This window comes from Kitasatospora sp. NPDC087314, assembly GCF_044744365.1.
In the GTDB taxonomy this organism is placed as follows: Bacteria; Actinomycetota; Actinomycetes; order Streptomycetales; family Streptomycetaceae; genus Kitasatospora.
Genome location: NZ_JBIUYE010000013.1, coordinates 205,446 through 228,777, shown reverse-complemented (window position 1 = coordinate 228,777; position 23,332 = coordinate 205,446). Strand labels below are relative to the sequence as shown.

At 74.1% G+C, this 23,332-nt stretch carries 20 protein-coding genes; 10 read left to right on the top strand and 10 right to left on the bottom strand.

All coding sequences use genetic code 11. From position 1 onward, the window contains the following. Positions 1 to 6: 6 nt before the first annotated feature. On the bottom strand, positions 7 to 837 hold the full coding sequence (locus tag ACIO5E_RS27780; RefSeq protein WP_400672809.1) for a DeoR/GlpR family DNA-binding transcription regulator: 831 nt from the start codon (positions 835 to 837) through the stop codon (positions 7 to 9). Positions 838 to 991: 154 nt separating this feature from the next. On the opposite strand from ACIO5E_RS27780, the gene galT reads away from it, so the two are divergent. Both galT and galK read left to right on the top strand, forming a co-directional pair. Then, complete coding sequence (galT, locus tag ACIO5E_RS27775; RefSeq protein WP_400672806.1) at positions 992 to 2,134, top strand: galactose-1-phosphate uridylyltransferase; 1,143 nt, start codon at positions 992 to 994, stop codon at positions 2,132 to 2,134. Further along, positions 2,131 to 3,261, top strand: a complete 1,131-nt coding sequence (gene galK, locus ACIO5E_RS27770; protein ID WP_400672804.1) for a galactokinase — start codon at positions 2,131 to 2,133, stop codon at positions 3,259 to 3,261. Before galT ends, galK begins: the two co-directional genes overlap by 4 nt. A gap of 36 nt (positions 3,262 to 3,297) precedes the next feature. Here galK and ACIO5E_RS27765 read toward each other — a convergent pair whose 3' ends face one another. Further along, positions 3,298 to 3,960 (bottom strand): NADPH-dependent F420 reductase, encoded by a 663-nt coding sequence (locus ACIO5E_RS27765; protein ID WP_400672801.1) that lies wholly within the window; start codon positions 3,958 to 3,960, stop codon positions 3,298 to 3,300. Between the two features lie 180 nt (positions 3,961 to 4,140). Between ACIO5E_RS27765 and ACIO5E_RS27760 the strand changes: the two genes are divergently transcribed. Both ACIO5E_RS27760 and ACIO5E_RS27755 read left to right on the top strand, forming a co-directional pair. Next, complete coding sequence (locus ACIO5E_RS27760) at positions 4,141 to 4,941, top strand: SDR family NAD(P)-dependent oxidoreductase (protein ID WP_400672798.1); 801 nt, start codon at positions 4,141 to 4,143, stop codon at positions 4,939 to 4,941. Positions 4,942 to 5,054: 113 nt separating this feature from the next. Continuing rightward, a complete protein-coding gene (locus ACIO5E_RS27755) occupies positions 5,055 to 5,894 on the top strand; it encodes a helix-turn-helix domain-containing protein (RefSeq protein ID WP_400672796.1) in 840 nt (279 codons plus the stop codon). Between the two features lie 37 nt (positions 5,895 to 5,931). Here the strand turns inward: ACIO5E_RS27755 and ACIO5E_RS27750 are convergent, their stop codons facing one another. Then, complete coding sequence (locus ACIO5E_RS27750) at positions 5,932 to 7,218, bottom strand: hypothetical protein (RefSeq protein ID WP_400672793.1); 1,287 nt, start codon at positions 7,216 to 7,218, stop codon at positions 5,932 to 5,934. 322 nt (positions 7,219 to 7,540) lie between these two features. Next, complete coding sequence (locus ACIO5E_RS27745) at positions 7,541 to 7,957, bottom strand: Fur family transcriptional regulator (RefSeq protein WP_400672790.1); 417 nt, start codon at positions 7,955 to 7,957, stop codon at positions 7,541 to 7,543. A 189-nt stretch (positions 7,958 to 8,146) separates the two neighbouring features. Here ACIO5E_RS27745 and katG point away from each other — a divergent pair, with 189 nt between their 5' ends. Beyond that, on the top strand, positions 8,147 to 10,375 hold the full coding sequence (gene katG, locus ACIO5E_RS27740; protein ID WP_400672787.1) for a catalase/peroxidase HPI: 2,229 nt from the start codon (positions 8,147 to 8,149) through the stop codon (positions 10,373 to 10,375). Between the two features lie 134 nt (positions 10,376 to 10,509). Here the strand turns inward: katG and ACIO5E_RS27735 are convergent, their stop codons facing one another. Both ACIO5E_RS27735 and ACIO5E_RS27730 read right to left on the bottom strand, forming a co-directional pair. Continuing rightward, positions 10,510 to 11,247, bottom strand: a complete 738-nt coding sequence (locus tag ACIO5E_RS27735) for a response regulator (RefSeq protein WP_400672785.1) — start codon at positions 11,245 to 11,247, stop codon at positions 10,510 to 10,512. Then, entirely contained in the window at positions 11,244 to 12,485 is a 1,242-nt protein-coding gene (locus tag ACIO5E_RS27730) for a sensor histidine kinase (RefSeq protein ID WP_400672782.1), read from the bottom strand. Before ACIO5E_RS27730 ends, ACIO5E_RS27735 begins: the two co-directional genes overlap by 4 nt. Positions 12,486 to 12,705: 220 nt before the next feature. Between ACIO5E_RS27730 and ACIO5E_RS27725 the strand changes: the two genes are divergently transcribed. Together ACIO5E_RS27725 and ACIO5E_RS27720 are read left to right on the top strand one after the other, a co-directional pair. Beyond that, positions 12,706 to 13,395: an ABC transporter ATP-binding protein gene (locus ACIO5E_RS27725; RefSeq protein ID WP_400672780.1), complete on the top strand. Its 690-nt coding sequence runs from the start codon at positions 12,706 to 12,708 to the stop codon at positions 13,393 to 13,395. Between the two features lie 17 nt (positions 13,396 to 13,412). Next, complete coding sequence (locus tag ACIO5E_RS27720; protein WP_400672779.1) at positions 13,413 to 15,773, top strand: FtsX-like permease family protein; 2,361 nt, start codon at positions 13,413 to 13,415, stop codon at positions 15,771 to 15,773. Between the two features lie 22 nt (positions 15,774 to 15,795). Here ACIO5E_RS27720 and ACIO5E_RS27715 read toward each other — a convergent pair whose 3' ends face one another. Further along, entirely contained in the window at positions 15,796 to 16,350 is a 555-nt protein-coding gene (locus ACIO5E_RS27715; protein WP_400672776.1) for a histidine kinase, read from the bottom strand. A 371-nt stretch (positions 16,351 to 16,721) separates the two neighbouring features. Here ACIO5E_RS27715 and ACIO5E_RS27710 point away from each other — a divergent pair, with 371 nt between their 5' ends. From ACIO5E_RS27710 to ACIO5E_RS27700, 3 genes are all read left to right on the top strand, one after another. After that, a complete protein-coding gene (locus tag ACIO5E_RS27710; protein ID WP_280680520.1) occupies positions 16,722 to 16,901 on the top strand; it encodes a hypothetical protein in 180 nt (59 codons plus the stop codon). A gap of 146 nt (positions 16,902 to 17,047) precedes the next feature. Further along, positions 17,048 to 20,224 (top strand): type 2 lanthipeptide synthetase LanM family protein, encoded by a 3,177-nt coding sequence (locus tag ACIO5E_RS27705; protein ID WP_400672773.1) that lies wholly within the window; start codon positions 17,048 to 17,050, stop codon positions 20,222 to 20,224. Positions 20,225 to 20,609: 385 nt separating this feature from the next. Continuing rightward, entirely contained in the window at positions 20,610 to 20,975 is a 366-nt protein-coding gene (locus ACIO5E_RS27700; protein WP_400672772.1) for a hypothetical protein, read from the top strand. Here ACIO5E_RS27700 and ACIO5E_RS27695 read toward each other — a convergent pair. From ACIO5E_RS27695 to ACIO5E_RS27685, 3 genes are all read right to left on the bottom strand, one after another. Continuing rightward, positions 20,905 to 21,921: a JmjC domain-containing protein gene (locus ACIO5E_RS27695; protein WP_400672769.1), complete on the bottom strand. Its 1,017-nt coding sequence runs from the start codon at positions 21,919 to 21,921 to the stop codon at positions 20,905 to 20,907. The genes ACIO5E_RS27700 and ACIO5E_RS27695 overlap by 71 nt on opposite strands. Positions 21,922 to 21,980: 59 nt before the next feature. Beyond that, entirely contained in the window at positions 21,981 to 22,994 is a 1,014-nt protein-coding gene (locus tag ACIO5E_RS27690; RefSeq protein WP_400672766.1) for a cytochrome P450, read from the bottom strand. A gap of 178 nt (positions 22,995 to 23,172) precedes the next feature. Continuing rightward, positions 23,173 to 23,325 (bottom strand): hypothetical protein, encoded by a 153-nt coding sequence (locus ACIO5E_RS27685; RefSeq protein ID WP_400672763.1) that lies wholly within the window; start codon positions 23,323 to 23,325, stop codon positions 23,173 to 23,175. Positions 23,326 to 23,332: the final 7 nt, after the last annotated feature.

Sequence of the window (23,332 nt, the reverse complement as noted above, 5' to 3'; positions counted from 1 at the left end):
GCGGGCCTACGGGTGCACCACCTGCTCCGGCTCCCCGGACGGCGCGACGATCAGCTCGCCGACCAGCCGGGCCGCCGCCGCCCGGTGTTCGGTCGCCAGCGCGTCGTCGGTGACCAGGACGTCCAGCTGCTCCAGCGCGGCGAAGGAGGCCAGGCCGACCGCGTTCCACTTGGTGTGGTCGGCCACCACGACCACCCGGCGGGCGGACTGCAGGAAGGTCCGGTTGGTCTCCGCCTCGGCCAGGTTCGGGGTGGTCAGCCCGGTCTCGGCCGAGAGGCCGTGGCAGCCCATGACCAGCACGTTCACGTGCAGCGAGCGGATCGCCTGGTCGGCCACCGGGCCGACCAGCGCGTCCGAGGGCGTACGTACGCCGCCGGTGCGGATCACCGTCGCGGTGGCAGGCGTGCCGTCCTCGTCGGGTTCCTCCATCAGCTCCGCGATCCGCAGCGAGTTGGTGACCACGGTGAGGCCCTCGACGGCGCGCAGGTGCCGGGCGACCGCGAAGGTGGTCGTCCCGGCCGCCAGCCCGACCGCCGAGCCGGGCGGCACCAGGGCGGCGGCCGCCCGGGCGATCGCCTCCTTGGCGAGCAGCTGCCAGCCGGCCTTGGTCTCGAACCCGGGCTCGCCGCTGGCGGCCGCCTCGATCCGCACCGCCCCGCCGTGCACCTTGTGCACCAGCCCGCGGCGGGCCAGCGCGTCCAGGTCGCGGCGGATCGTCATGTCGGACACCCCGAGGTCCCGGACCAGCTCGGTCACCCGGACCCCGCCGCGCGCGCGGACCTGCTCCAGGATCAGCACGCGGCGCTGTCCGGCGAGCGGTTGGGCGCTGTCAGTCATCGGGGGCCTCCTCGGTGTCGGTGTGGATCAACGGGCCGCGGGTCACGGGCCGCGGTCACCGCCATCATGGCAGGCGCGGACCCCTTCCGGACAACCAGGCCTGATGGATAATGTTGGATATTGTTGTTTCATGTCGGATAGAGGGAAGAAGGCCATGGCCGGGACTCTGACCCAGCCCACCGCCAAGACCGTGACCACACTCGCGGACGGGCGTCAGCTGATCTACTACGACGGCGGCGAGGCCGTCCCCCGGGACGCCGTCGACCGGCGCCCGCTCGACCCGCCGGCCCACGGCTCCGAGGTCCGGCTCGACCCGGCCACCGGAGCCTGGGTCACCGTCGCCGCGCACCGCCAGGCCCGCATCTACCAGCCCCCCGCCGAGGAGTGTCCGCTCTGCCCCTCCCGGGACGGCCGGCTCAGCGAGATCCCCGCCGACGACTACCAGGTGGCCGTCTTCGAGAACCGCTTCCCCTCGCTGGCCGGTACGGGTGAGCTCGGTGCGGACGGTCCCGGCGTGCCCGGCGCGTTCGGTGCGCCCGTCGAGCCGGACGGCGGCCTGTGGACCGCAGGCCCCGGCACCGGGCGCTGCGAGGTGGTCTGCTTCACCGCCGACCACGACGCCTCGTTCGCCGACCTCGACGAACAGCGGGCCCGCCTGGTCCTCGACGCGTGGACCGACCGCACCGCCGAACTCTCCGCCCTCCCCGGCGTCCGGCAGGTCTACTGCTTCGAGAACCGCGGCGCCGAGATCGGCGTCACCCTCGCCCACCCGCACGGCCAGATCTACGCCTTCCCGTTCACCACCCCGCGCACCGCCCGGATGGCCGCGCGCGCGGTCGAACACCGCGCTGCCACCGGCCGCAGCCTCTTCGACGACCTCCTCGCCGCCGAACGCGCCCACGGCGACCGGGTGGTGCTCGCCGGCGAGCACTGGACGGCCTTCGTCCCCTTCGCCGCCCGCTGGCCGTACGAGGTGCACCTCTACCCGCACCGCCGGGTGCCCGACCTGACCGGCCTCGACGAGCCGCAGCGCGCCGAATTCCCCGCCCTCTACCTGGAGTTGCTGCGGCGCTTCGACCGTCTCTTCGGCGGCGGCCGCACCCCCTACATCTCCGCCTGGCACCAGGCGCCCGCCGGGCAGGAGGACGAACTCGCCCTCCACCTGGAGCTGTTCACCATCCGGCGCACCGCCGACAAACTGAAGTTCCTGGCCGGGGTCGAATCCGGCATGGACGCCTTCGTCAACGACGTCACCCCCGAGGATGCGGCCCGCCGGCTGCGAGAGGTAGCCCTGTGAACACCTTCGAGGAGCTGTACGGCCACGCCCCCGAGGGGGAGTGGGCCGCCCCCGGCCGGGTCAACCTGATCGGCGAACACACCGACTACAACCTCGGGTTCGTGCTGCCGATCGCCCTCCCGCAGGCCGTCCGTGCCCAGGCTCGGCGCCGCGACGACGGCGCGCTGCGGCTCTGGTCGGCTCAGGGCGACGACACGGTCGCGGAACTCCGGGTCGCCGACCTCGCCCCGGGCTCGGTGCCCGGCTGGGCGGCCTTCCCGGCCGGCGTGGTGTGGGCGCTGCGCGAGGCCGGGCACGAGGTCGGCGGAGCGGAGTTCCGACTGGAGAGCGACGTGCCCGGCGGCGCCGGGCTGTCCTCCTCGGCCGCCCTGGAGTGCGCCGTCGCGGTCGCGTACGACGACCTGTACGGGCTGGGGCTGTCGGCGGCCGAACTGGCCCTGATCGCGCAGCGGGCCGAGAACGCCTTCGTCGGCGTCCCCTGCGGGATCATGGACCAGATGGCCTCGATGTGCTGCCGCGCCGGCGCCGCCCTGCACCTGGACAGCCGAGACCTGGCGATGCGTCACGTGTCGATCGACCTGGCCGGCGCCGGACTCACCCTGCTCGTCCTCGACACCCGGGTCAAGCACGACCTCGGTGACGGCGCCTACGCCGCCCTGCGGGCCGGCTGCGAACGGGCGGCCGCACTGCTCGGGCTGCCCGCCCTGCGCGACCTCGGGACGGCTGCGCTGCCGGCCGCGCTGGCCCAACTGCCGGAACAGCTAAGGCCGTTGGTGCGGCATGTGGTCACCGAGAACGAGCGGGTCACGGCCGCCGTGGCCCGCCTGGACGCCGGCGACCTCGCCGCGCTCGGCCCGATCCTCACCGCCGGGCACGCCTCGCTGCGCGACGACTACCGGGTCTCCTGCCCGGAGACCGACCTCGCGGTCGAGGCCGCCCTCGCCGCCGGCGCCCACGGTGCCCGGATGACCGGCGGCGGCTTCGGCGGCTCGGTCATCGCCCTCGTCGACGCACCGGCCGCCGACACCGTCGCCGCCGCCGTCACCACCGCGTTCCGGGCCGCCGGCTACGCCGCGCCGCGCACCCTCACCGCCGTCCCGGCCGAGGGTGCCCGCCGCATCGGCTGAGGGGACGGGCCTTCTGGCCGGCCCGGGGCCAGGACCTTACGCCCGGTGGTCAGCCGGGCGCTCCGGAGACGCCTCCGCGAGCGCCCGGGTGACGGCCGCCACCCCGGCGCGCAGCCCGTACACCGGCGTGCCGGGCTGCTGGCGCCAGGACTCGTCGATCCCGCCCGCGTCCACCGTGTCGAAGCCCAACTCGTCGATCAGCGCCCGCACCACGCGCTTGGCCGCCTCGTCGTCCGACGCCACCGGCACGGCGATCCGCTCCGGGTCGCCCTCCGGGCGCGGGCGCTCCAGCAGGTCCTGCGCGTAGGTGCCGTTGAAGGCCTTCACCACCCGGTGGCCGAGGTGCTGCTCCGTCCAGCGGCTCTCGGTCACCCCGTCGTCCTCGATCGCGTCGATCCGGCCGTCGCGCTGCTGCGGGTAGTAGTTGCCGGTGTCGATCACCGCGACGCCCTCCGCCGCGCCGGCCAGCAGCCCGGCGGGCAGGTCGGGCACGTTCTTCAGCGGCACGGTGACCACCACGACCTGTGCCCCGCGCGCCGCCTCGGCGGCCGGCACGGCCGTCGCACCCGTCTCCTCGACCAGCGCGGCCAGTGACTGCGGACCGCGCGAGTTGGCCACCGAGACCTGGTGCCCGAGCGCCGTCAGCCGCCGGGTCAGGTTGCCGCCGATGTTGCCTGCGCCGATGATGCCGATCTTCATGGGAGATCCCCTCGTGCGAGTACCGGATGGTCGTCAAGCCCGTCGCCTTGGCCCAACCGTCCGGTGGCCGCTCCGATTCCCGGTGGCACGGCGGCTTTTCCGGACGCAGGGTGGTCCTGCCGGACCCAGGGTCGAGCCGGGCCTGGTCCCACCCCGGCGGCCGTCGGGAGAGTGAGGCCCATGACCGACAACGCCCCCTCCCGGGAATTCGCCGACCGCACCGTCCTCGTCACCGGCGGCACCAGCGGCATGGGCCTCGCCACCGCCCGCCTCCTCCTCGCCGCCGGCGCCCAGGTGGTCATCACCGGCCGTGACGACGCCCGGCTCGCCCGCGCCGCCGAACAGCTGACCGCCGAACAACCGGCCGGCGGCGACCGCCTGCTCACCGTCCGCGCCGACGTCGCCGTCCCGGCCGACCTCGCCCGGCTCGCCGACACCGTCCGGGAACGCCACGGCACGCTGGACGGCGTGTTCGCCAACGCGGGCGTCGGAGTCTTCCAGCCCGCCGCCGACGTCACGGAGGGAGACTTCGACCACACCGTCGACGTCAACTTCAAGGGCGTCTTCTTCACCGTCCAGCACGCCCTGCCGCTGCTGGAGGCGGCCGGTGGCGGCTCCGTGGTCCTCAACGCCTCCTGGACCCCGCACCGTGGCCTGCCCGACGCCCCGGTCTACGCCGCGACCAAGGCGGCGGTCCTCAGCCTCGCCCGCACCCTCGGCACCGGCCTCGCCGGGCGCGGCATCCGGGTCAACTCGGTCAGCCCCGGCTTCATCGCCACCGAGATGTTCCACGCGGCCATCCCCGACCCGGCCGCCCACGAGCCGATCCGCGCCCGCATCCCGCTGGGCCGCCTCGGCCGGGCCGAGGACGTCGCCGAGACCGTCGTCTTCCTGCTCTCCGACCGCTCCTCCTACATCACCTCGCAGGACATCGTCATCGACGGCGGTCTCGTCCCCGCGGTCCAGGCCGTCGCCGGCTGAGCCCTGGCCGTGCCTGGCTGCGCTCGGGCGCCGTGCCTGATCGTGCTCGGACGCCGTGCCTGGTCCTGGCAGGGCCAGGCACGGCGTCCCGTCCACGGGTGAGAATCATCCGTATGAACCCGACCAGCGCCCTGAGCGAGTTCCTCCGCACCCGCCGCGCCCAGCTGCGGCCCGAGGACGTCGACCTGCCCGACTACGGCGGCCGACGCCGGGTCGCCGGGCTCCGCCGGGAGGAGCTCGCCCACCTCGCCGGTGTCAGCGTCGACTACTACACCCGGCTCGAACAGGGCCGCGTCGGCAACCCGTCCGAGGCCGTCCTCGACGCCGTCGCCCGCGCCCTCCAACTGGCCCCCGACGAGTCCGGCCACCTCCACCGCCTGGCCCGCCCCACCCACCGCACCCCGCGCCGGCGCACGGCCCCGCAGCAGCCCCGCCCCTCCCTGCTGCGCCTGCTGGAGCAACTCGACCACACCCCGGCCCTGGTGATGGGTCACCGGATGGACGTCCTCGCCTGGAACCGCGCCGCCGCCGTCCTCTTCGGCGACTACGGCGCCCTCCCGCCCGAGGACCGCAACATCGCCCGCAGCACCTTCCTCGACCCCGCCTCGCGCGAACTCTACGGAGACTGGACGGCCTGCGCCCGGGAGAACGTCGCCTTCCTCCACCTCGAAGCCGGCCGCCGCCCCCACGACCCCCTCCTCGCCGAACTCGTCGGCCAACTCTGCGTCCACAGTGAGGAGTTCCGTCAACTCTGGGCCGAACACCCGGTCGCCGACAAGACTTCCGGCCGCAAGCTCTTCCACCACCCCATCGCCGGCGCCCTCGACCTCGCCTACGACACCCTCCGCCCCGCCGACGACCCCGGTCAGGCCCTCATCACCTACACCCCCGACCCCGCCACCCCATCCGACGACGCCCTGCGCCTCCTCCTCTCCTGGGCCGCGACGAGCTGATCGGAGAGGCCACCCGGCGGCGGCCACCGCCGACCTGTCAGAGGATGTCGGCGAACACGATCACGGTGGCGCTCTCGCCGTACTTCTGCGTCTTCTCGGTCTGGTACTTGCCCCTCCGGACGAGAATCTGCTTGACGTCGATCCTGGTGCCGAGGGGGAAGGTCATCTCCTGCTCGGACTGGTTGTTCCGGCCGAGCGACCTTCCCTGGTGTTCGTCCGGCAGGCTGAATTCCCACACGATGTCCTTGCCCGCCACGTACGAGTGGGTCAGCGGATCGCCGTAGGTGGTCGACAGGATCGCCGGCCATGCGATCGTCTTGTTGACCGTGACGTAGCCGCCGTCCGGGTGGTCGTCGGGCTTCAGGATGCCGCCGAACGAGTCGTACAGGTGCTTACTGTCGCCACGCAGCACCTTCCCCTCCGAATTCGCGGACGGCTTCGAGAAGTCACCCCACACGCCGTTGATCCGCCGGAAGATCTCGAAGGTGTCCCGGAGGTGCTTCGTGTCCCACCCCTCCGTGCTGATCTCGTCCGCGTAGCCCCGCGCGATGGCCACCTTGCGCCATGCCTCAAGGACCTCCGCCTCCTTCGACTGGAAGGAGAAGTCGGGGCTCGCGATCTCGGCAGGGCCGTAGCCGACCGCCCCGAGGGCCGCCAGCAGCGGATTGATCCGGCGGTAGTCCGCGCTGAGGTAGTTCTCGCCGAGATCGAGGTCCGCCTGCTTCTGCTTGGCGGCGACGGCCGCCGGATCCAGCTCCTTCTCGCGGGCGGCCGTGTAGTTCCTGCGGGACTCCTCGCGACCTTCTTCAGTTCCCCATTCCTTGGCGACGGGGGACGCGCGAACCTTCTTGCCGGCTTCGTCGACGATCAGATAGGACCCGAAACCGAACCCGCTGATCTCGTATTTCACCGGACTGTCCCCGTCGTCCTCGTGCTTGACGACGGCAGTCCCCTTCGGGAGCCCCGGCGCCAGGGTGCGCTGGACGGCCGCCTCGCCGCCCCGCCCGCCGGCGGGGGCCGTCTCCGTGGCGTGCGCACCGTGCGCCGGTACCGGGCCGGACACCGCGCGGACGGCGTCGGCCTCGGCGTCACGCGGCGAGGGTGCGAGCGGCTGTCCCTGCGGGTCGAGCCCCCGGTGCACGGAGGAGCGCTGCACCAGCCGTGCCACCGCCGCGTTGCCGAGGGTGCGTTGCAGCGTCGCGAGCAGGTCCGGACTGGGCACGGAGTTCCGGGTCGCCGGGGACGCGTTCCGCGCCTGCGGCCGGGTCGGGGTGCCCCGGGGCGCGGGGGCGGGCCGCCCCGGCTGTTCGCGTTCGCGTTTCATGGCAGCTCCTGTCGCTGGGTATTCGATCTCCAGCCATAGCACCAGGGGGCCGCCGCGCGAGAGGGCCGCGAAGGCAACACCGAGGCAGACCGTGCCGCCCCCGCGCCCTGCAGCCCTGGTGCGCCACTCGGCGCTGCCGTAGCGTCGATGAGGTGACGCTCGATCAGGAGCGCGTGAACAGGGTGTCGTGAGCCCGGTCGTCGGAACCGTGAAAGGTACGCCTGTGCGTGGTGTGACGGCGCATTCAGGACAGACTGATGCGACGAGCTGATGATCGCCACCGCGGCGCCTCACGTCCCGCCGATCTGCCGGGCGGTCGGGGTCAGGAGGCGCAGGCCGGGCAGAGTCCCCGGTAGGTGACGGCGGCGTCGGTGACGGTGAAGCCGAAGCGCTGGTCGGCGGGGAGGTCGGTGAGGGGGCTGCCGGTGGGGCGGACGTCGCGGATGGTGCCGCAGCCGGTGCAGACGAGGTGTTGGTGGGGGTGGTGGGCGTTGGGGTCGTAGCGCTTGGCGCGGCCGTCGGTGGAGACCTCGGTGACCTCGCCGAGGGTGACCAGTTCGCCGAGGGTGTTGTAGACGGTGGCCCGGGAGATCTCGGGCAGGCGCTCGGCGGCTCTGGCGTGGACCTCGTCGGCGGTGAGGTGAACGTGCTCGCCGTCGTCCAGGACCTCCGCCACGACACGCCGCTGGGAGGTGAGGCGCCAGCCGCGCCCGCGCAGCCGCTCCAGCAGGTCACTCATATCGGTTCACCTATTCAGGTCAATGGGAAGACCGGATTTTATCAACCGTTATCGGCTTCTCTCCGGTTCCCGATCGGATATGGGTTTGGTGTCTTTCTTGACTTGGACTGCGTCCATCGTAGGATCGGCTCCGGCGATAGCCTGGGTAGCAGGAAGACACCGTGATCCGCCTTGTAGGGAAGGATTCCCATGTCTGAGAACCACGATCCGATCGTTGCCGAGCCGCAGGCGGAGGGCACGGGCGGCTGCCCGGTGGCCCACGGGCGCGCGCCGCATCCGACCCAGGGCGGCGGAAACCGCCAGTGGTGGCCGGAGCGGCTCAACCTGAAGATCCTTGCCAAGAACCCGGCCGTGGCGAACCCGCTCGGTGCGGACTTCGACTACGCCGCGGCGTTCAGTTCCCTCGACCTGCCGACCGTGAAGCGCGACATCGCGACGGCCCTCACCACCTCGCACGACTGGTGGCCGGCCGACTACGGGAACTACGGTCCGTTCATCATCCGCATGGCCTGGCACAGTGCGGGCACCTACCGGATCCGCGACGGTCGCGGCGGTGCCGGCGGCGGCCAGCAGCGCTTCGCGCCGCTGAACAGCTGGCCCGACAACGCCAGCCTCGACAAGGCCCGCCGCCTGCTGTGGCCGGTGAAGAAGAAGTACGGCCGGAGCCTCTCCTGGGCCGACCTGATGGTCCTGGCCGGCAACGTCGCGCTGGAGGGCATGGGCTTCGAGACCTTCGGCTTCGGCGGCGGCCGCGTGGACGAGTGGGAGCCGGACGAGGACGTCTACTGGGGCCCGGAGACCACCTGGCTGGGCGACGAGCGCTACACCGGCGACCGCCAGCTGGAGAGCCCGCTCGCCGCCGTCCAGATGGGCCTGATCTACGTCAACCCGGAGGGCCCCAACGGCACCCCGGACCCGATCGCCGCCGCCCGCGACATCCGCGAGACCTTCTACCGGATGGCGATGAACGACGAGGAGACGGTGGCGCTGATCGCCGGCGGCCACACCTTCGGCAAGACCCACGGCGCCGGCCCGGCGGACAACGTCGGCCCCGACCCCGAGGCCGCCCCGCTGGAGCAGCAGGGCCTCGGCTGGAAGAGCACCTTCCGCACCGGCAAGGGCCCGGACGCGATCACCAGCGGCCTGGAGGGCGCCTGGACCGCCACCCCGACGACCTGGGACAACAGCTTCTTCGAGACGCTGTTCGGCTACGAGTGGGAGCTCACCAAGAGCCCGGCCGGCGCGTACCAGTGGAAGCCGAAGGACGGCGCCGGCGCGGACACCGTCCCGGACGCGTTCGACCCGGCCAAGCGGCACGCCCCGACGATGCTGACCACCGACCTGTCGCTGCGCCTGGACCCGATCTACGAGCCGATCTCCCGGCACTTCATGGAGCACCCCGACCAGTTCGCGGACGCCTTCGCCCGGGCCTGGTTCAAGCTCACCCACCGCGACATGGGCCCGGTCGCCCGCTACCTCGGCCCCGAGGTCCCGAGCGAGGAACTGCTGTGGCAGGACCCGCTTCCCGCGGTCACCTACCAGCAGATCGACGCGGCCGACGTCGCCGACCTCAAGCAGCGGATCGCCGCCTCCGGCCTCTCGGTGTCCGAGCTGGTGTCCACCGCGTGGGCGGCGGCCTCCTCCTTCCGCGGCAGTGACAAGCGCGGCGGTGCCAACGGCGGCCGGATCCGGCTCCAGCCGCAGATCGGCTGGGAGGTCAACGAGCCGGACCGGCTGGCCTCGGTGCTGCGCACCCTGGAGGGCGTGCAGCAGGAGTTCAACGCCCGGGCCGGCGGCAAGCAGGTCTCGCTGGCGGACGTGGTCGTGCTGGCCGGCGGCGTCGGCGTCGAGAAGGCGGCCAAGGCGGCCGGCCGCGACGTCGAGGTGCCGTTCACGCCCGGCCGGGTGGACGCGCCGCAGGAGCTCACCGACGTCGACTCCTTCGCCGCGCTGGAGCCGGCCGCGGACGGCTTCCGCAACTACGTGGGCAAGGGCAACCGGCTGCAGGCCGAGTACCTGCTGCTCGACAAGGCGAACCTGCTGAACCTGAGCGCGCCCGAGCTGACCGTCCTGGTCGGCGGTCTGCGCGTGCTGGGCGCCAACCACCAGCAGTCCCCGCTCGGCGTCCTCACCGGGACGCCCGAGGTCCTGACGAACGACTTCTTCGTCAACCTGCTGGACCTGGACACGAGTTGGAAGGCGACCTCGGCGGACGCGCACACCTTCGAGGGCCGGGACGCCGAGACCGGCGCGCTCAAGTGGACCGGCAGCCGGGCCGACCTGGTCTTCGGCTCCAACTCCGAACTGCGCGCCGTCGCCGAGGTCTACGCGAGCGACGACGCGAAGGAGAAGTTCGTGGCGGACTTCGTCGCGGCCTGGGTCAAGGTCATGAACCTGGACCGGTTCGACCTCGTCTGATCGATCTCGTCTGATCGCCGCGGCTTCGGACCGGCCGACGGATCGGACGGCCCGAAGCCCGGCGCCGGCATTGGCCCGGGGGCGTACGCCCCCGGGCCAATGCCGTGCCCGGGGCTACTGCGGGCTACTGCGGGCTACTGCGGGCCCGGCCCCGCGCCGACGCTGACCAGCCCGGTCTCGTACGCGGCGACCACCACCTGGGCCCGGTCCCGCAGGTTCAGCTTGCCGAGGATCCGGGCCACGTGCGTCTTGACCGTCGCCTCGGAGAGCTGGAGCCGGGCGGCGAGCTCGGCGTTGCTCAGGCCGCGGGCGAGCAGGCCCATCACCTCCCGTTCGCGCGGGGTGAGCGCGGCCAGTTCGCGGTGCAGGGCGGTGGCGGGGGCGTCCGGGCGGGCGAAGCGCTCGACCAGGCGGCGGGTGATGGCCGGGGCGAGCAGGGCATCGCCGGTGCGGACCAGCCGGACGGCGGCGGCCAGGTGCTCCGGGGTGACGTCCTTGAGCAGGAAGCCGCTCGCTCCGGCCGCCATCGCGGCGTAGACGTACTGGTCGAGGTCGAAGGTGGTCAGCATGATCACCCGCGGTGGGTGGCCCGTCGGGCCGGCGTCGGCGAGGATCCGGCGGGTGGCCTCCAGGCCGTCCAGGCCGGGCATCCGGATGTCCATCAGGACGACGTCCGGGCGGGTCCGGCGGACGGCTGCGACGGCCTGGCCGCCGTCCTCGGCCTCGGCGACCACCTCGATCCCCTCCGATTCGAGGATCAGCCGGAACCCGGTCCGGACCAGGGACTGGTCGTCGGCGACGACCACCCGCAGCGGCGCTCCCGCGTTCGGCGCCGCTGTCGTCGGTGCGCCAGCCGTCTGCTCGCCGGTCATGAACTCTCCAGGGGGATCAGGGCCTTGACGCGGTAGCCGCCGCGCGGCCGGGGGCCGGTGTGCAGGGTGCCGCCGTAGACGGCGAGGCGTTCGCGCAGGCCGATCAGGCCGTGTCCGTTGCCGGTGGCGGCGGCGCCGGTGGGGCGGCCGCCGGTGTCGGTGACCTCCACCCGCAGGTGGTCGGGGGCGTACTCGACGGTCACCGCGGCGTCCGCGCCGCCCGCGTGCTTGACGGTGTTGGTGAGCGCCTCCTGGACCACGCGGTAGGCGGCGAGTTCGACCCCGGGCGGGACGGCCCGGCGCTCGCCGGTGACGGTCAGCTCGACCGGCAGCCCGGCCTGCCGGACGCCGTCGACCAGCGCGTCCAGCCGGCCCAGCCCCGGCTGCGGGCTGAGGTCGGCGGTCGCGGCCGGGTCGTCACCGGTTTCCGAGTCGATCGTCAACAGGCCCATGACGTGCCGAAGTTCGGTCATCGCCGCGCGTCCGCCGCGCTCCACCGCGGCCATCGCCTCACGGGCCTTGTCCGGGGCGGTGTCCAGGATCTTGCGGGCGGCCCCGGCCTGGATCGTCATCATGCTCACGTTGTGCGTCACCACGTCGTGCAACTCCCGGGCGATACGTGCCCGTTCGAGCTCCACAGCGCGCTCCAGCGCGGCCAGCTGCGCGCGCTCCAGGGCGGACAGCCGCCGGCGTCCATCCTCCACCCGGCGGCGCCACATCCGCAGTTCGTAGGCGACCGCGAACACCGGTACCAGGACCAGCAGGGCGATCACCGAGTTCGGGAAGTGCGGCAGCTTGGCGTCGTCGAAGAGCACCACCAGGGCCGCGGCGGCCGCCGGCAGGCTCGGCAGCATCAGCCGGGGGCGGCGCCCGTACGCGGCGGCACTGTAGGCGGCGATGATGACGACCACGCCCGCCGAGTAGGCGATGTCCGCGGACTGGTGCCGAATGAGCAGGGCGGCCGGCAGCACCGTCCACAGCACGGCCAGCGGGAAGCGGCGGCGCAGCGCCAGCGGCAGCGGCACGAGCGGCACCAGCAGCATCAGCCCCCGCCAGGAGGTCTCGTGCGGCCCTGACGCGGTGGTCACGTAGCGGCCGGCGACGCAGGCCAGGAACAGTGCCAGCGCGACGTCGAACACCCGGCCGCGCCGGGTCGGCCGGGGCGGCGGGTCGGCGCTCGGGTCGCCGGTGAGGCGGGCCGCCGCGCTCAGCCGGTCCGTCCGGGGGAGATTGATCACCGGGACATTCTGGCGGGCCGGGTGCCGCCGCGAACAGCCCCGGTTCGGCGGTCGTCCGCTCCACCCGGCGACTACCTCGGAAGGATGACCCGGCGCGGTGTCCGTCCGACGCGGTACGGAACATGGCGCGGGCGGCGGACGCGGGCCCGGCGCGCCCGTCCGTACGTTCTTCCCGACCACCTCGGCAGAGGCGAGCGAAACGGCAGGGGACGGAACGGGCATGAGCACCACACCGGTGATCGAACTGAGCGGCGTGAGCCGCCACTACGAGGGCGCCCGGACGGCCCTCGACGAGGTCACGCTGAGCGTGCGGGAGGGGGAGTCGGTGGCCGTGCTCGGCCCGTCCGGCAGCGGGAAGTCCACCCTGCTCAACCTGGTGGCCGGGCTGGACCGGCCGAGCGCCGGGACGGTCACCGTGGCCGGGGTCCGGGTGGACCGGCTGAACGAGGCGGCCTCCGCCCGCTACCGGCGCGGCACGATCGGCATGGTCTTCCAGTTCTTCAACCTGCTGGACGACCTCACCGTGGCCGACAACGTGGTGCTCGCGGGCGAACTGGCCGGTGTCCCGCGCGCTGAGGCCCGGCGCCGGGCCGCCGAACTGCTGGAGTCGCTCGGCATCGACCGGCACGCCCGGGCCCACCCGGCCCGACTGTCCGGCGGCGAGCGTCAACGTGTCGCGGTGGCAAGGGCGTTGATGAACAATCCGCCGTTGCTGCTGGCCGACGAGCCGACCGGCGCGCTGGACTCGGCCTCCGGCGAGGACGTCAAGGAGCTGTTCCGCGAGCTGCACGAGGACGGCCAGACGATCCTCATCGTCACCCACGACCTGAAGCTGGCCGAGGACTGCGCCACCCGCACCGTCCGGATGCGGGACGGCCGCGTCGCGTCGGACTCGGCGGCGGCGGCATGAGTGCGCTGGGCAGGGTCGTGCGCGCAGGTGTCCGCAGGCGTCGGACGCAGTCGGTCGCGGTGGGGCTGGCCGCGCTGGTGGCCACCACCTGTTCCGTGCTCGGCGGCTCGCTGCTGGTCGCCTCCGAGGACCCCTTCGGCCAGGCCTTCGACGGCCAGCACGGCGCCCACCTCACCGCGCAATTCGACGGCGCCCGGGCGCACGCCGATCAGCTCGCCGGTACCGCGCACGCCCCCGGGGTGACGGCCGCCGCCGGCCCCTTCCGCACCGTCACCGTCGCCCCCGAGCCGGGCCCCGGTTCGCAGGTCCCGGCGGGGGTGACGATGTCGCCGATGACCGTCGCCGGCCGCGCCCAGGCCGCCGGTGACGTCGACAAGGTCGACCTCCTGCAAGGGAGTTGGCCGACGCGGCCGGGCGAGGTGGTGCTCGACGCCAGGTACGGGAACCCGGGTGTGGAGCTCGGCGGCACGCTGCGCCTGCCCGCCCTGCCGGGAGCGCCCACGCTGACGGTCGTCGGCCTCGCCCGGTCCGTCAGCCGTACCGCCGACGCCTGGGTGACGCCCGACGCCGTCCCCGCCCTCACCGCGCCCGGCAGCACCCCCGGCTACCAGATGCTCTACCGCTTCAGGCAGGCCGGCACCGCCGACGCGGTGGCCGCCGACCGGGCCGCCGTCGTCGCCGCCGCGCCCGCCGGGGCGCTCACCGGCGCCCAGTCCTGGCTCACCGCCAAGCAGGGATCGGACCGCAACACCGCGCTGTTCCTGCCCTTCATGGTCGCCTTCGGCCTGCTCGGCATGGCGATGTCGGTGCTGGTGGCCGGGAACGTGGTGGCCGGCGCCGTCAGCACCGCCACCCGGCGGATCGGGGTGCTCAAGGCACTCGGCTGCACCCCCGCCCAGGTGGTCCGCGCGTACGTCGCCCAGGCGCTGATCCCGGCCACCGTCGGCACCCTGCTGGGCGTGGTCGCGGGCAACCTGCTCACCGTCCCGGTGCTCGCCACCACAGGCCAGCTGTACGGCACCACGACCTCGGGCATCGCCCCCTGGGTGGACGTGGCGGTGGCCGGCGGCACCCTCGCCGCCGTCGCGCTGGTCGCCTGGGCGGCCGCCGCCCGCGCCGGACGGCTGCGAACGGTGGACGCGCTGGCCGTCGGCCGTACGGCGGGCGGCACCCGGCGGGACGTCGCCGCCGCCCGCGCCGCCGGGCTCGCCGCCCGGTTGCCGCTGCCCCGGCCGCTCAGCCTCGGCCTCGCCCAGCCCTTCGCCCGCCCGGCCCGGGCCGCCGGGATGCTCGCGGCCGTGCTGTTCGGCACGGCGGCCGCGGTCTTCGCGGTGGGCATGGGCGGAACGATGACGTGGGTGCAGGAGGCGAAGAACCGCGACCACGCGGACATCGTCGTGCACCCGCAGCGGCCCGCCGGCCCGCCCGGGGCGACACCCCCCGCGATGCCCGCCGCGGCCGACCGGGCCGACGTCATCGCCGCCCTGACCGCCCAGCCGGGCACGGCCGACTACTTCGGCAACGGCACCGAGGACGTGACGGTCCCCGGAGTGGCGGGCAGCACCACGGTGACCGCCTTCGACGGCGACGCGACCGGGGCGGGCTACCGGATGGTCTCCGGGCGTTGGTACCGGGGCCCGGGCGAGGCCGTCGCCCCGGCGACCTTCCTCACCGAGGCCTCGGTGAAGCTGGGCGACCAGGTGACCTTCACGTCCCACGGCAGGGCGGTCACCGTCCGGATCGTCGGCGAGGTCTTCGACCCGCACGTGCAGACCAACGAGTTGCTGACCGACGCCGCCAGCTACCCGCCCGGCGCCGCCCCGCGCCCGGACTTCTGGTTCGTCGGGCTGAAGCCCGGCACCGACCGCGCCGTCTACGCCACGGCCCTCGGTGCCGCCCTCGCCCCGGTACGGATGACCGCCGAGGCGGGCGGGTCGCACGGCTCCAGCGACTCCATCGCGGCCCTGAACTCGCTCACCGCCACGCTGACCGCGCTCCTGGTCCTGGTCGCCGGACTCGGCGTCTTCAACACCGTGGTGCTGGAGATCCGGGAGCGGACCCGGGCCATGGGCGTCACCAAGGCGCTCGGCATGACCCCGGCGCAGAGCGTGGGTGCGGTGCTCACCTCGGTGGTCCTGGTCGGCGCGGTCGGTGGCGCGATCGGTCTGCCGGTGGGGCTGGTGCTGCACCGGCTGACCGTGCCCGCGATGGGGCACAGCGCGGGACTTCGCTTCCCGGCCTCGGCGCTCGACGTGTTCGGCACTCCGGGGCTGGTGCTGCTGGGCTTCGGTGGGGTGCTGATCGCGGTGCTCGGGGCGTTGCTGCCCGCGGTCCGGGCGGGCCGGGCACGGACGGTGGACGCACTGCGGGCGGAGTAGCGGCGGGCGGGGTGGGGGCGGGTCAGCCGTCCCCGGCGGCCTTGTCCTCGCCCGTCCGCTGCTCGCCCGTCCGGCCCTCGTCCGTCCCGTCTCCCTCCGCCTTGTGTTCGGCGGCCCGGACCTGCTCGGTGAAGGTGTGCGCGTCGATCCGTTCGACCGTGGCCCCGTGCCGGGCGGCCAGTTCGTCGGCCGGGTCGGGGGAGGACTCCCGCAGCTCCAGGACGAGCAGCGCGCCGCCGTCCGGGACCCGGGGCGAGAGCATGATCAGCCCGGCGCCGCCCTCCGTCGCCCGGCCCTCCTCGGCGGCGTTGCCGAGCGCCGCACCCGCCGCGAAGCCGAGCAGGACGCCGATCGGCCCGCCGAGCAGTCCCACCAGGCCGCCGAGGACGCCGGAGCCGACGGTGGCCACACCCGCGCCCCGGGTGAAGGCGTCCTTGGCCTCCAGCAGGCCGTCGGCGCTGCGTTCCAGGGCCGCCACCTGCCGCAGGCCCGGCAGGTGCTGCGCCTCGTCGAAGGCCGGCCGCCACGCGGCGGCGTCCGGGAAGGTCAGCAGGACGACGTTGTGCTGGTCGCTCATCGCGCTCCGATCGGGCCGAGGCCGGGGCCGGGGTGCCGGGTTCCATCGTGACCCTCGGTGCCCGGGCCGGCCACAGGAGCGACCGTCGGCGCGGAATGCCCGGGGCCCGGCCGTTCAAACGTGGGCCCCGGTTCGGGTGCCCGCCACCGCCAGGATTCCGGACAGGTGTACCGGGGCAGGAGGGCCGACGGGCCGCCCGGGGCACGGGCCCGGCCTGGGGAACGGGACCCCGGTGGGCGACATCGACACTATTTCGATCCTGGCCGAAATTTGGCCCGCTGCGCTGCACGCCCCTGGTGTGACGGGTGTGGCGGTGTCAGGATCCCGACCCGGCACGACCGTGCCAGACCCGACCGTCTGAAGGAGGCACCATGCAGCCCACGGCTGAGCAGGTCCGCGCGCTCAAGGACGAGGACTACCGGCTCACCCTCGGCCAGGGCCACCAGGTCCACCCGGCCGGCGACCTGTCGGACGAGGTCTACGTGACCGCCGCGGTGCAGTCCGGCACCTGTGGCGGCTGGAGCAGCTGCGGCCAGGTCTGCAGCTTCTGAGCCCGCCGTCCGCGGCGCGGGCCCCGGCCGCACCGCCGGAGCCCGCGCCGTGGACGCACGACCCGACCGCCGCGCCGCGGCAGCACCGCCGGGGCGCCCCACCCGCTGCCCCGCCTTCAGCCAAGTACAGAGAGGCCGCACCGCCCGTGGTTGACGCGTCCGAACTCCGCCGGGCCGCCGCCCGGGCCCTCCCGCTCGCCGACCGGGGGCCCCGGCCCGGCGCCGCCGGGAAGGACCCGGAACGGGCCGGCCGGATCCTCGACCGCTGGCGCGCCCAACCGCCCTTCGACCGGGACGGCTGGTTCGAGCGCCGCCTCGCCGCCGACGGCCTCGACCCGGACGGGCTGCGCGCCCTGCTCGCCGAGGACCCGGACGCGCTCGCCGACCGCCTCGGCACGCCGCCGTGGGCCGAACGCCTCGCCGCCGCCTTCGAGGCCGGGCCCGCCCTCGACCTCACCCTCGACCTCCCCGAGGAGCACGCCTTCGCCCGGCTCGCCGGCCCGCTGCTCGCGGACGCCCGCGACCGCCTGCGCACCGGCCTCGCCGCCCTGCCGCTGGCCGACCTCGGCACCCCCGAGGAGCTGACCGCCCTCGTCCTGCCCGCGCTCACCGCCGCCGCGCACGCGACCGCCGTCCGCACCGTCATCACCGAACTCCACATCGCCCGCCTGGGCGGCGAGTTGACCGGCGACACCCCCGAGCAGCGCTACCGGGACTTCCTCGACCGGCTCACCGAACCCGAGCGGGCGCTCCGACTCCTGACGGAGTACCCGGTGTTGGCGTACCGGCTCAGCGTCGGTGCCGAGCAGTGGACCGCCACCTGCCTCACCCTCTACCGCCGCCTCGCCGCCGACCTTCCCGCCCTCGCCCGCACCTTCGCCGGCGGCCGCCCGCTCGGCCGGCTCACCGAACTCGCCACCGGCCTCGGTGACCCGCACCGCGGCGGCGCCACCGTCAGCGCCCTGCGCTTCGGACACGGCACCCGGATCGTCTACAAGCCGCGCCCGCTCGGCGCCGAGACCCACTTCCAGCACCTCCTGCGCTGGCTCAACCCGCGACTGCGGCTGCCGCTGCACGACCTCGCCCACCTGGCCCGCGACGGCTACGGCTGGGTCGCCTACGTCACCGCCGAACCGGCCCGTGACGGCGCCGAGTTGAGCGCCTTCTACCACCGCGCCGGGACGCTCGCCGCGCTGCTGTACGTGCTGGACGCGGTCGACTGCCACGCCCAGAACCTGCTCGCCGTCCGCGACCAGCCCGTACTGATCGACCTGGAGGCACTGCTCCACCCCGACCTGCCCGAACCCGCCAAGGAGCTCTCCGAGTCCGAACGGCTCGCCCGCCACCAGGCCCGGCACTCCGTCCTGCGCTCCGGCCTGCTGCCCGAACGGATGTGGGACGAGGGCAACGGCGGCACCGACCTCTCCGCCCTCGGCTGGGACCCGGACAGCCTGCCGCCCCGTCCGGCGCCCGTCCTGGTCGACCAGGGCACCGACCGGCTCCGGCTGGAGTACCGCCGGATGCCCGTCGTGGCGCCCGACAGCCGGCCCGTCCCGGCCGGACAGCCGCTGCGGCTGGCCGACCACGTCGGCGAACTCGAAGCCGGCTTCACCGAGGCCTATCGGTTGCTTGCCGCCCACAAGGACCAACTCCGCGACCTCATCAAGGCGTTCGCCGCCGACGAGACCAGGATGCTGCGTCGCGACACCTTCGAGTACCGCAGCCTTTCCAGCACCGCCTGCCACCCCGACCTGCTCCGCGACGGCCTCGACCAGGACCGCCACCTCGACCGGCTCTGGGCGCTCGCCGCCTGGGAGGAGCACGCGCTCGCCTACGTCGACCACGAACGCGCCGACCTCTGGCGCGGCGACGTCCCGGTGTTCACCATCCGCCCCGACGGCGTCGACGCCCGCTCCTCCACCGGCGCCGTCATCCCCGGCGTCACCGACCGGCCCGCACTCGACCTCGCCCTCGCCAAGGCGGACGTCCTCGGGGAGGAGGACCTGACCCGCCAACTGCAGCTGCTGCGCCTGTCGGTGACCACTGCGGACGGCGCCCGCGAGCCGCGCCGCCGCCCGGTGGCGGTCCGTGCCGCGAGGCCCGGCGAGCCGGCCGAGGACCTCGCCGCCCGCGCCCTCGCCAAGGCCGTCGAAGCCGGCGGGCAGCTGCTCCGCGAGGCCTACCGGGGGAGCGCCGACCTCGCCTGGGTCGGCCCCAACTGGGCCCCGCCCGGTCGCTGGGCGCCCGCCGAACTCGGCCCCGACCTCTACAGCGGGACGGCCGGCGTCACCCTCTTCCTGCACCAGCTCGCCACGGCCACCGGGGAGCGGGAGCACCGGCAGGCGGCCACCGCCGCGGAGGTGACGCTCCGGCACCAGGTCCGGCGGCGCGCCGACCGCCTGGGCGGCGGCCTGGCCGGTACCGGCGGGGTGCTCTACGCGCTGGCCCACCTCGCGGCCCACCACCAGGACGCCGAACTCGACGCCCTGGGGGCCCTGGTGGTCTCCCGGATCGCCGGCACCGCCGCCGAGGACGCCCAGCACGACCTCATCGCCGGGAACGCCGGCACCATCGGCGGGCTACTCGCCTGGGAGGCGGTCCGCCCGGGGCCCGCGGTCACCGACGCCCTCGCCGTCTGCGCCGAGCGCCTCGCACAGGCCGCCGCCCCGCACCCCGAAGGCGGCGTCGGCTGGCTGCCCGCCTCCCTCGCCGGTACCGCCGCCCGTCCGTTGGCCGGCTTCGCCCACGGGGGCTCCGGCATCGCCTGGGCGCTCGCCCGGGCCGGCCACCGCCTCGGCGACCCGCGGCTGCCCCGACTCGCCCTCGCCGCAGTCGCGTACGAACGCACCCTGTTCGACCGGGCCGCCGCCAACTGGCGCGACGTCCGCGAGGACGGCGGCCCCGGCGCCCCCTTCTACCCCACCCTCTGGTGCCACGGCGCCGCCGGCATCTCCCTGGCCCGCACCGAACTCGCCGAACTCCTGTCCGGCGAGGATGAGTTGCTCCTCGCCGAACGCGACACCGCGCTCACCACCGTGCTGGGCGAGGGCTTCGGCCACAACTTCTCGCTCTGCCACGGCGACCTCGGCAACCTCGAACCCCTCCTCCTGGCCGGCGGCCCATGGCGCGCGGCCGCCCTCCGCCAGGCGCAGTCCACCCTCGACGACCTCGACACCCGGGGCTGGATCTGCGGCCTCCCGCAGGGCGCCCACAGCCCCTCCCTCATGGTCGGCCTCGCCGGCATCGGCCACGGCCTCCTCCGCCTCGCGGCCCCTGCCACCACCCCGTCCCTCCTCGCCCTCCACCCCCCGACCCGCGCCTGACCCGACCCGCGCCCGACCCCCCGTTCCGGCACATCCCGTGCCGGGGCGGGGGGTTCCTGTGATCGTCGGATCGCATGCCCGCAGCGCGCTGCGGCCTGCCCTCGAATCGAACATCGCGAACCCCTCCGGTGATCGATTGCCACCAACTCGCCGTCGCCGACACGGATTCGCCCGGATCGAGTGAGACCCGCCGGGACACGCCGGACGGCCCCGCGGACCGCTGCCAGGATCGGGGTCCGCACCGGCAGCCCGCCCTTCGCACGTGCCCATCGGCACCGCTGCCGCCCCACCACGCCCACCCGGCGCTGAGGGCTGCCCGCGTGCGGATCCGCTGCGGCCACCGGCTACCGGCCACCGGCCGCCGTACGAGGGAACAGGGAGCACTGTGTCCGAGCAGATCGCGAAACCGGAGATGCCCCGACCACGACAGGAGCAGGAGCACGACGAGGAGCTGCACCTGCGGTTCCCCGGCGACCGCCGGGCCGAGGCCGGCGCCTCGATGTCGGCGAGCGCGATGCTGCGCCGCCTGCCGCACCTGGTACGCCGTGCGCTGGCGCTGGCCTGGGCGGCCGACCGGACGTCCACCGCGCTGTTGCTGGTCTGCCAGGCACTGGCGGGCGTGTTCGGGGCGCTGGCGCTGTACGCCACCACCGGTACCCTGGGCGCGCTGGGCCGCCGCGTCAGCGCGCGGGGCGTTCCGCGCCGCCGCGTAGCCTGCGCCAGGTGCGGCCGACGGAGGCCAGTCCGGTGAGCCTGGCGCCGGGCCCGTCGGTCTCCCAGTTCCGGGCCGTCTCGGCGAGCGTCTGGGGATGCGCCTGAGGCGTCGCGACCGGTCGCCGCGCCTGCGCGGCCCGGGCGGCGAGCCGTACGTCCTCCGGTTCGATCGTGTCGAGCTTCGCCCGGACGTGGCCGAGCAACGTGGCGCAGGCGTCGGCGATCGCGGCCTCGCCCAGCGGGCGCGGCGGGAGGTCCAGCCCTTCGGACAAGCAGTGCTCCAGGGCCGTGCGCAGGTCCTGGAGGGAGATGTCGCGGATCGTCAGCGACAGGTGGGCGGACAGTCCGGCGGCGCCCACCGCGTGGTGGGCGTAGCCACGCGGGACGTAGAGCACGCTGCCGGGTTCGAGGACGCTGTGCAGGAGCCGCGGGGAGTGCTCGTCGTCCGGGAGCTCTCCCGGCGACCAGTCCGCGACCGTCGGGGCGTCGTGGACGTACCAGGTCTTGCGTCCGGCCACCTGGAGGACGAACACGTCGGCGTCGTCGCGGTGCACCGCGAGACCCTGACCGCCGGCGGGCGTGACGAAGAAGAACGCCTCCACGCGCCGGTCGAGTTCCTCGGACAACCGCGCCACCAGATCGCCCGTCGGGCGGTGCCACTGGTCGACGCAGCGCAGCAGCAGCGTCGCCCCGGCCTGCAGGAGTCCGACGACCTTCGTGCGGTCGGCGAAGCCGTCGTACGTCGTGCCGTTGACCACGCGTGACGTGGTGTAGGCGGCGGGCGGGACGGTGACCTTGTTGGAGCGGACCATCTCCAGGTAGGGGGTGCGCAGCAGTCCGCCGTCGAAGGCGGCGTCCAACGCGTCGAGGTCGAACGGCGCGGCGAGGGTCTCCGGCGTGAAGACCGCGGGCTCGCGCTGCCACTGGCGGCCGGTGAAGGCCTTGACGTCGCCGACCCAGCCGGCCAGCGTGGGCGATTCCATGGTGTTTCCCGTGGTGTCAGGGTGTTCGGTGCGTGCGGCCGGAAGCGTCGGCCCCCGGGTCAGGCTCCGGCTTCGGCCTCGAACCGTACGGAGAGCAGGGAGCGCAGGGGGACTTCCGCGTCCTGCCGCGGGCTGCGGATGACGAGCCGGTTGTCGAAGGCGACGGTCAGCAGGCGTTCGGCCAGGGGCACGATCAGGTGCTTGGCCCAGCAGCGGGCGCCGTCGAACCCGAACGGCATGAACCCGGGCGTCTTCTCCGGGTCCGCGACCCCGGCCCACCGCTCGGGCCGGAACTCCATCGGGTCGGCCCAGTAGTCGGGATGACGATGCATCAGGAGCGGGAAGAGCGCGACGTTGTCCTCGGGGCGGATCTCGGGATGCAGCTCGGTGTACGCGTCCCCGCCCTTGCGGTACAGCATCCACGCGGGCGGGAGCAGTCGCAGGGTCTCCCACAGGACCGGGGGAAGGTCGGCGCGGGCCTCCTCCTGCTCCCGCGCCGGTCCCATGAGCCACAGGGCGTTGCCGGCCAGGGCCGCCACGCCGTCGCACAGGGTGGCCGTCGCCCGCCGGTACATGGCGATGGCCTGCTTCCGCTCCAGGGTGCCGGAGGCATTGCGGATCAGCTCGGCCAGCGCGGTGGAACTGCCGTCAGGGCCGGATCCCGGCCAGGCGGCGACGGCGTGGTCGACGATCCGGGAGAGGGTGTCGGAGCGGGTGATGCCACGCTTCGACAGCAGGGAGACCGGCAGGGGGTCGGAGGCGAACAGCCACCGGCGAAGGTAGGAGGTGGACGCGTAGGGCCAGGCGCCGGACAGCCCGCGCGCCGGCGGCGGCGGATTCCGGATGCCCGCCATGACGTCCTGCCCCAGCGCGCGGATCGTCCGGGTCGCGCTGTCGTGGTGGATGTCGGCGCCTGCGGCGGGCTTGTAGACCGAGCGTTCCGTCGACAGCACGGGGCGCGCCGCGACGATCTCGGCCATCAGCTGGCAATCGGAGACGCCGACCGTGGTCGCGTCGATCCGGAATACCTTCTCTTCCCGGGCCAGCAGGTCCTGAATTCGCGGGGCGTACACGACGGAATGGTCGCGAACCACTGTCGGCGCCATTTCTTCCACTTCTTCCACGAGAATCCCGCCTCCATGGAACGGCGATGGAATGCGGTCCCGGGGAAGGCGGAGGGAGGTCGGGGCACTCTGCGGCGCCGGCGGAGGCAGCAATGGCTTGGCCGCTGCCTCCGCCGACCGTGGTGCGTCAGATCACGTGCAGGATCCACGCGTGGTTGGCGAGGTCCTCGTCCTTCTTGAACTTCTTCACGAGCGCCTTGATCTTCTTCATGGCTTCTCCAATCTCGGGATTGCAGGCACGGCAAACGGGTGTGGCCGCGCTGTCGGTGAAATTCGGCATTCCGATC

Bases quoted from the DNA above. Each gene is read 5' to 3' on its own strand.
- ACIO5E_RS27735 (WP_400672785.1), bottom strand. From the start codon at position 11,247: ATGACCGGCGAGCAGACGGCTGGCGCACCGACGACAGCGGCGCCGAAC.
- ACIO5E_RS27780 (WP_400672809.1), bottom strand. From the start codon at position 837: ATGACTGACAGCGCCCAACCGCTCGCCGGACAGCGCCGCGTGCTGATC.
- katG (WP_400672787.1), top strand. From the start codon at position 8,147: ATGTCTGAGAACCACGATCCGATCGTTGCCGAGCCGCAGGCGGAGGGC.
- ACIO5E_RS27710 (WP_280680520.1), top strand. From the start codon at position 16,722: ATGCAGCCCACGGCTGAGCAGGTCCGCGCGCTCAAGGACGAGGACTAC.
- ACIO5E_RS27750 (WP_400672793.1), bottom strand. From the start codon at position 7,218: ATGAAACGCGAACGCGAACAGCCGGGGCGGCCCGCCCCCGCGCCCCGG.
- galT (WP_400672806.1), top strand. From the start codon at position 992: ATGGCCGGGACTCTGACCCAGCCCACCGCCAAGACCGTGACCACACTC.
- ACIO5E_RS27715 (WP_400672776.1), bottom strand. From the start codon at position 16,350: ATGAGCGACCAGCACAACGTCGTCCTGCTGACCTTCCCGGACGCCGCC.
- ACIO5E_RS27760 (WP_400672798.1), top strand. From the start codon at position 4,141: ATGACCGACAACGCCCCCTCCCGGGAATTCGCCGACCGCACCGTCCTC.
- ACIO5E_RS27745 (WP_400672790.1), bottom strand. From the start codon at position 7,957: ATGAGTGACCTGCTGGAGCGGCTGCGCGGGCGCGGCTGGCGCCTCACC.
- ACIO5E_RS27725 (WP_400672780.1), top strand. From the start codon at position 12,706: ATGAGCACCACACCGGTGATCGAACTGAGCGGCGTGAGCCGCCACTAC.
- ACIO5E_RS27685 (WP_400672763.1), bottom strand. From the start codon at position 23,325: ATGCCGAATTTCACCGACAGCGCGGCCACACCCGTTTGCCGTGCCTGC.
- ACIO5E_RS27765 (WP_400672801.1), bottom strand. From the start codon at position 3,960: ATGAAGATCGGCATCATCGGCGCAGGCAACATCGGCGGCAACCTGACC.
- ACIO5E_RS27755 (WP_400672796.1), top strand. From the start codon at position 5,055: ATGAACCCGACCAGCGCCCTGAGCGAGTTCCTCCGCACCCGCCGCGCC.
- ACIO5E_RS27695 (WP_400672769.1), bottom strand. From the start codon at position 21,921: ATGGAATCGCCCACGCTGGCCGGCTGGGTCGGCGACGTCAAGGCCTTC.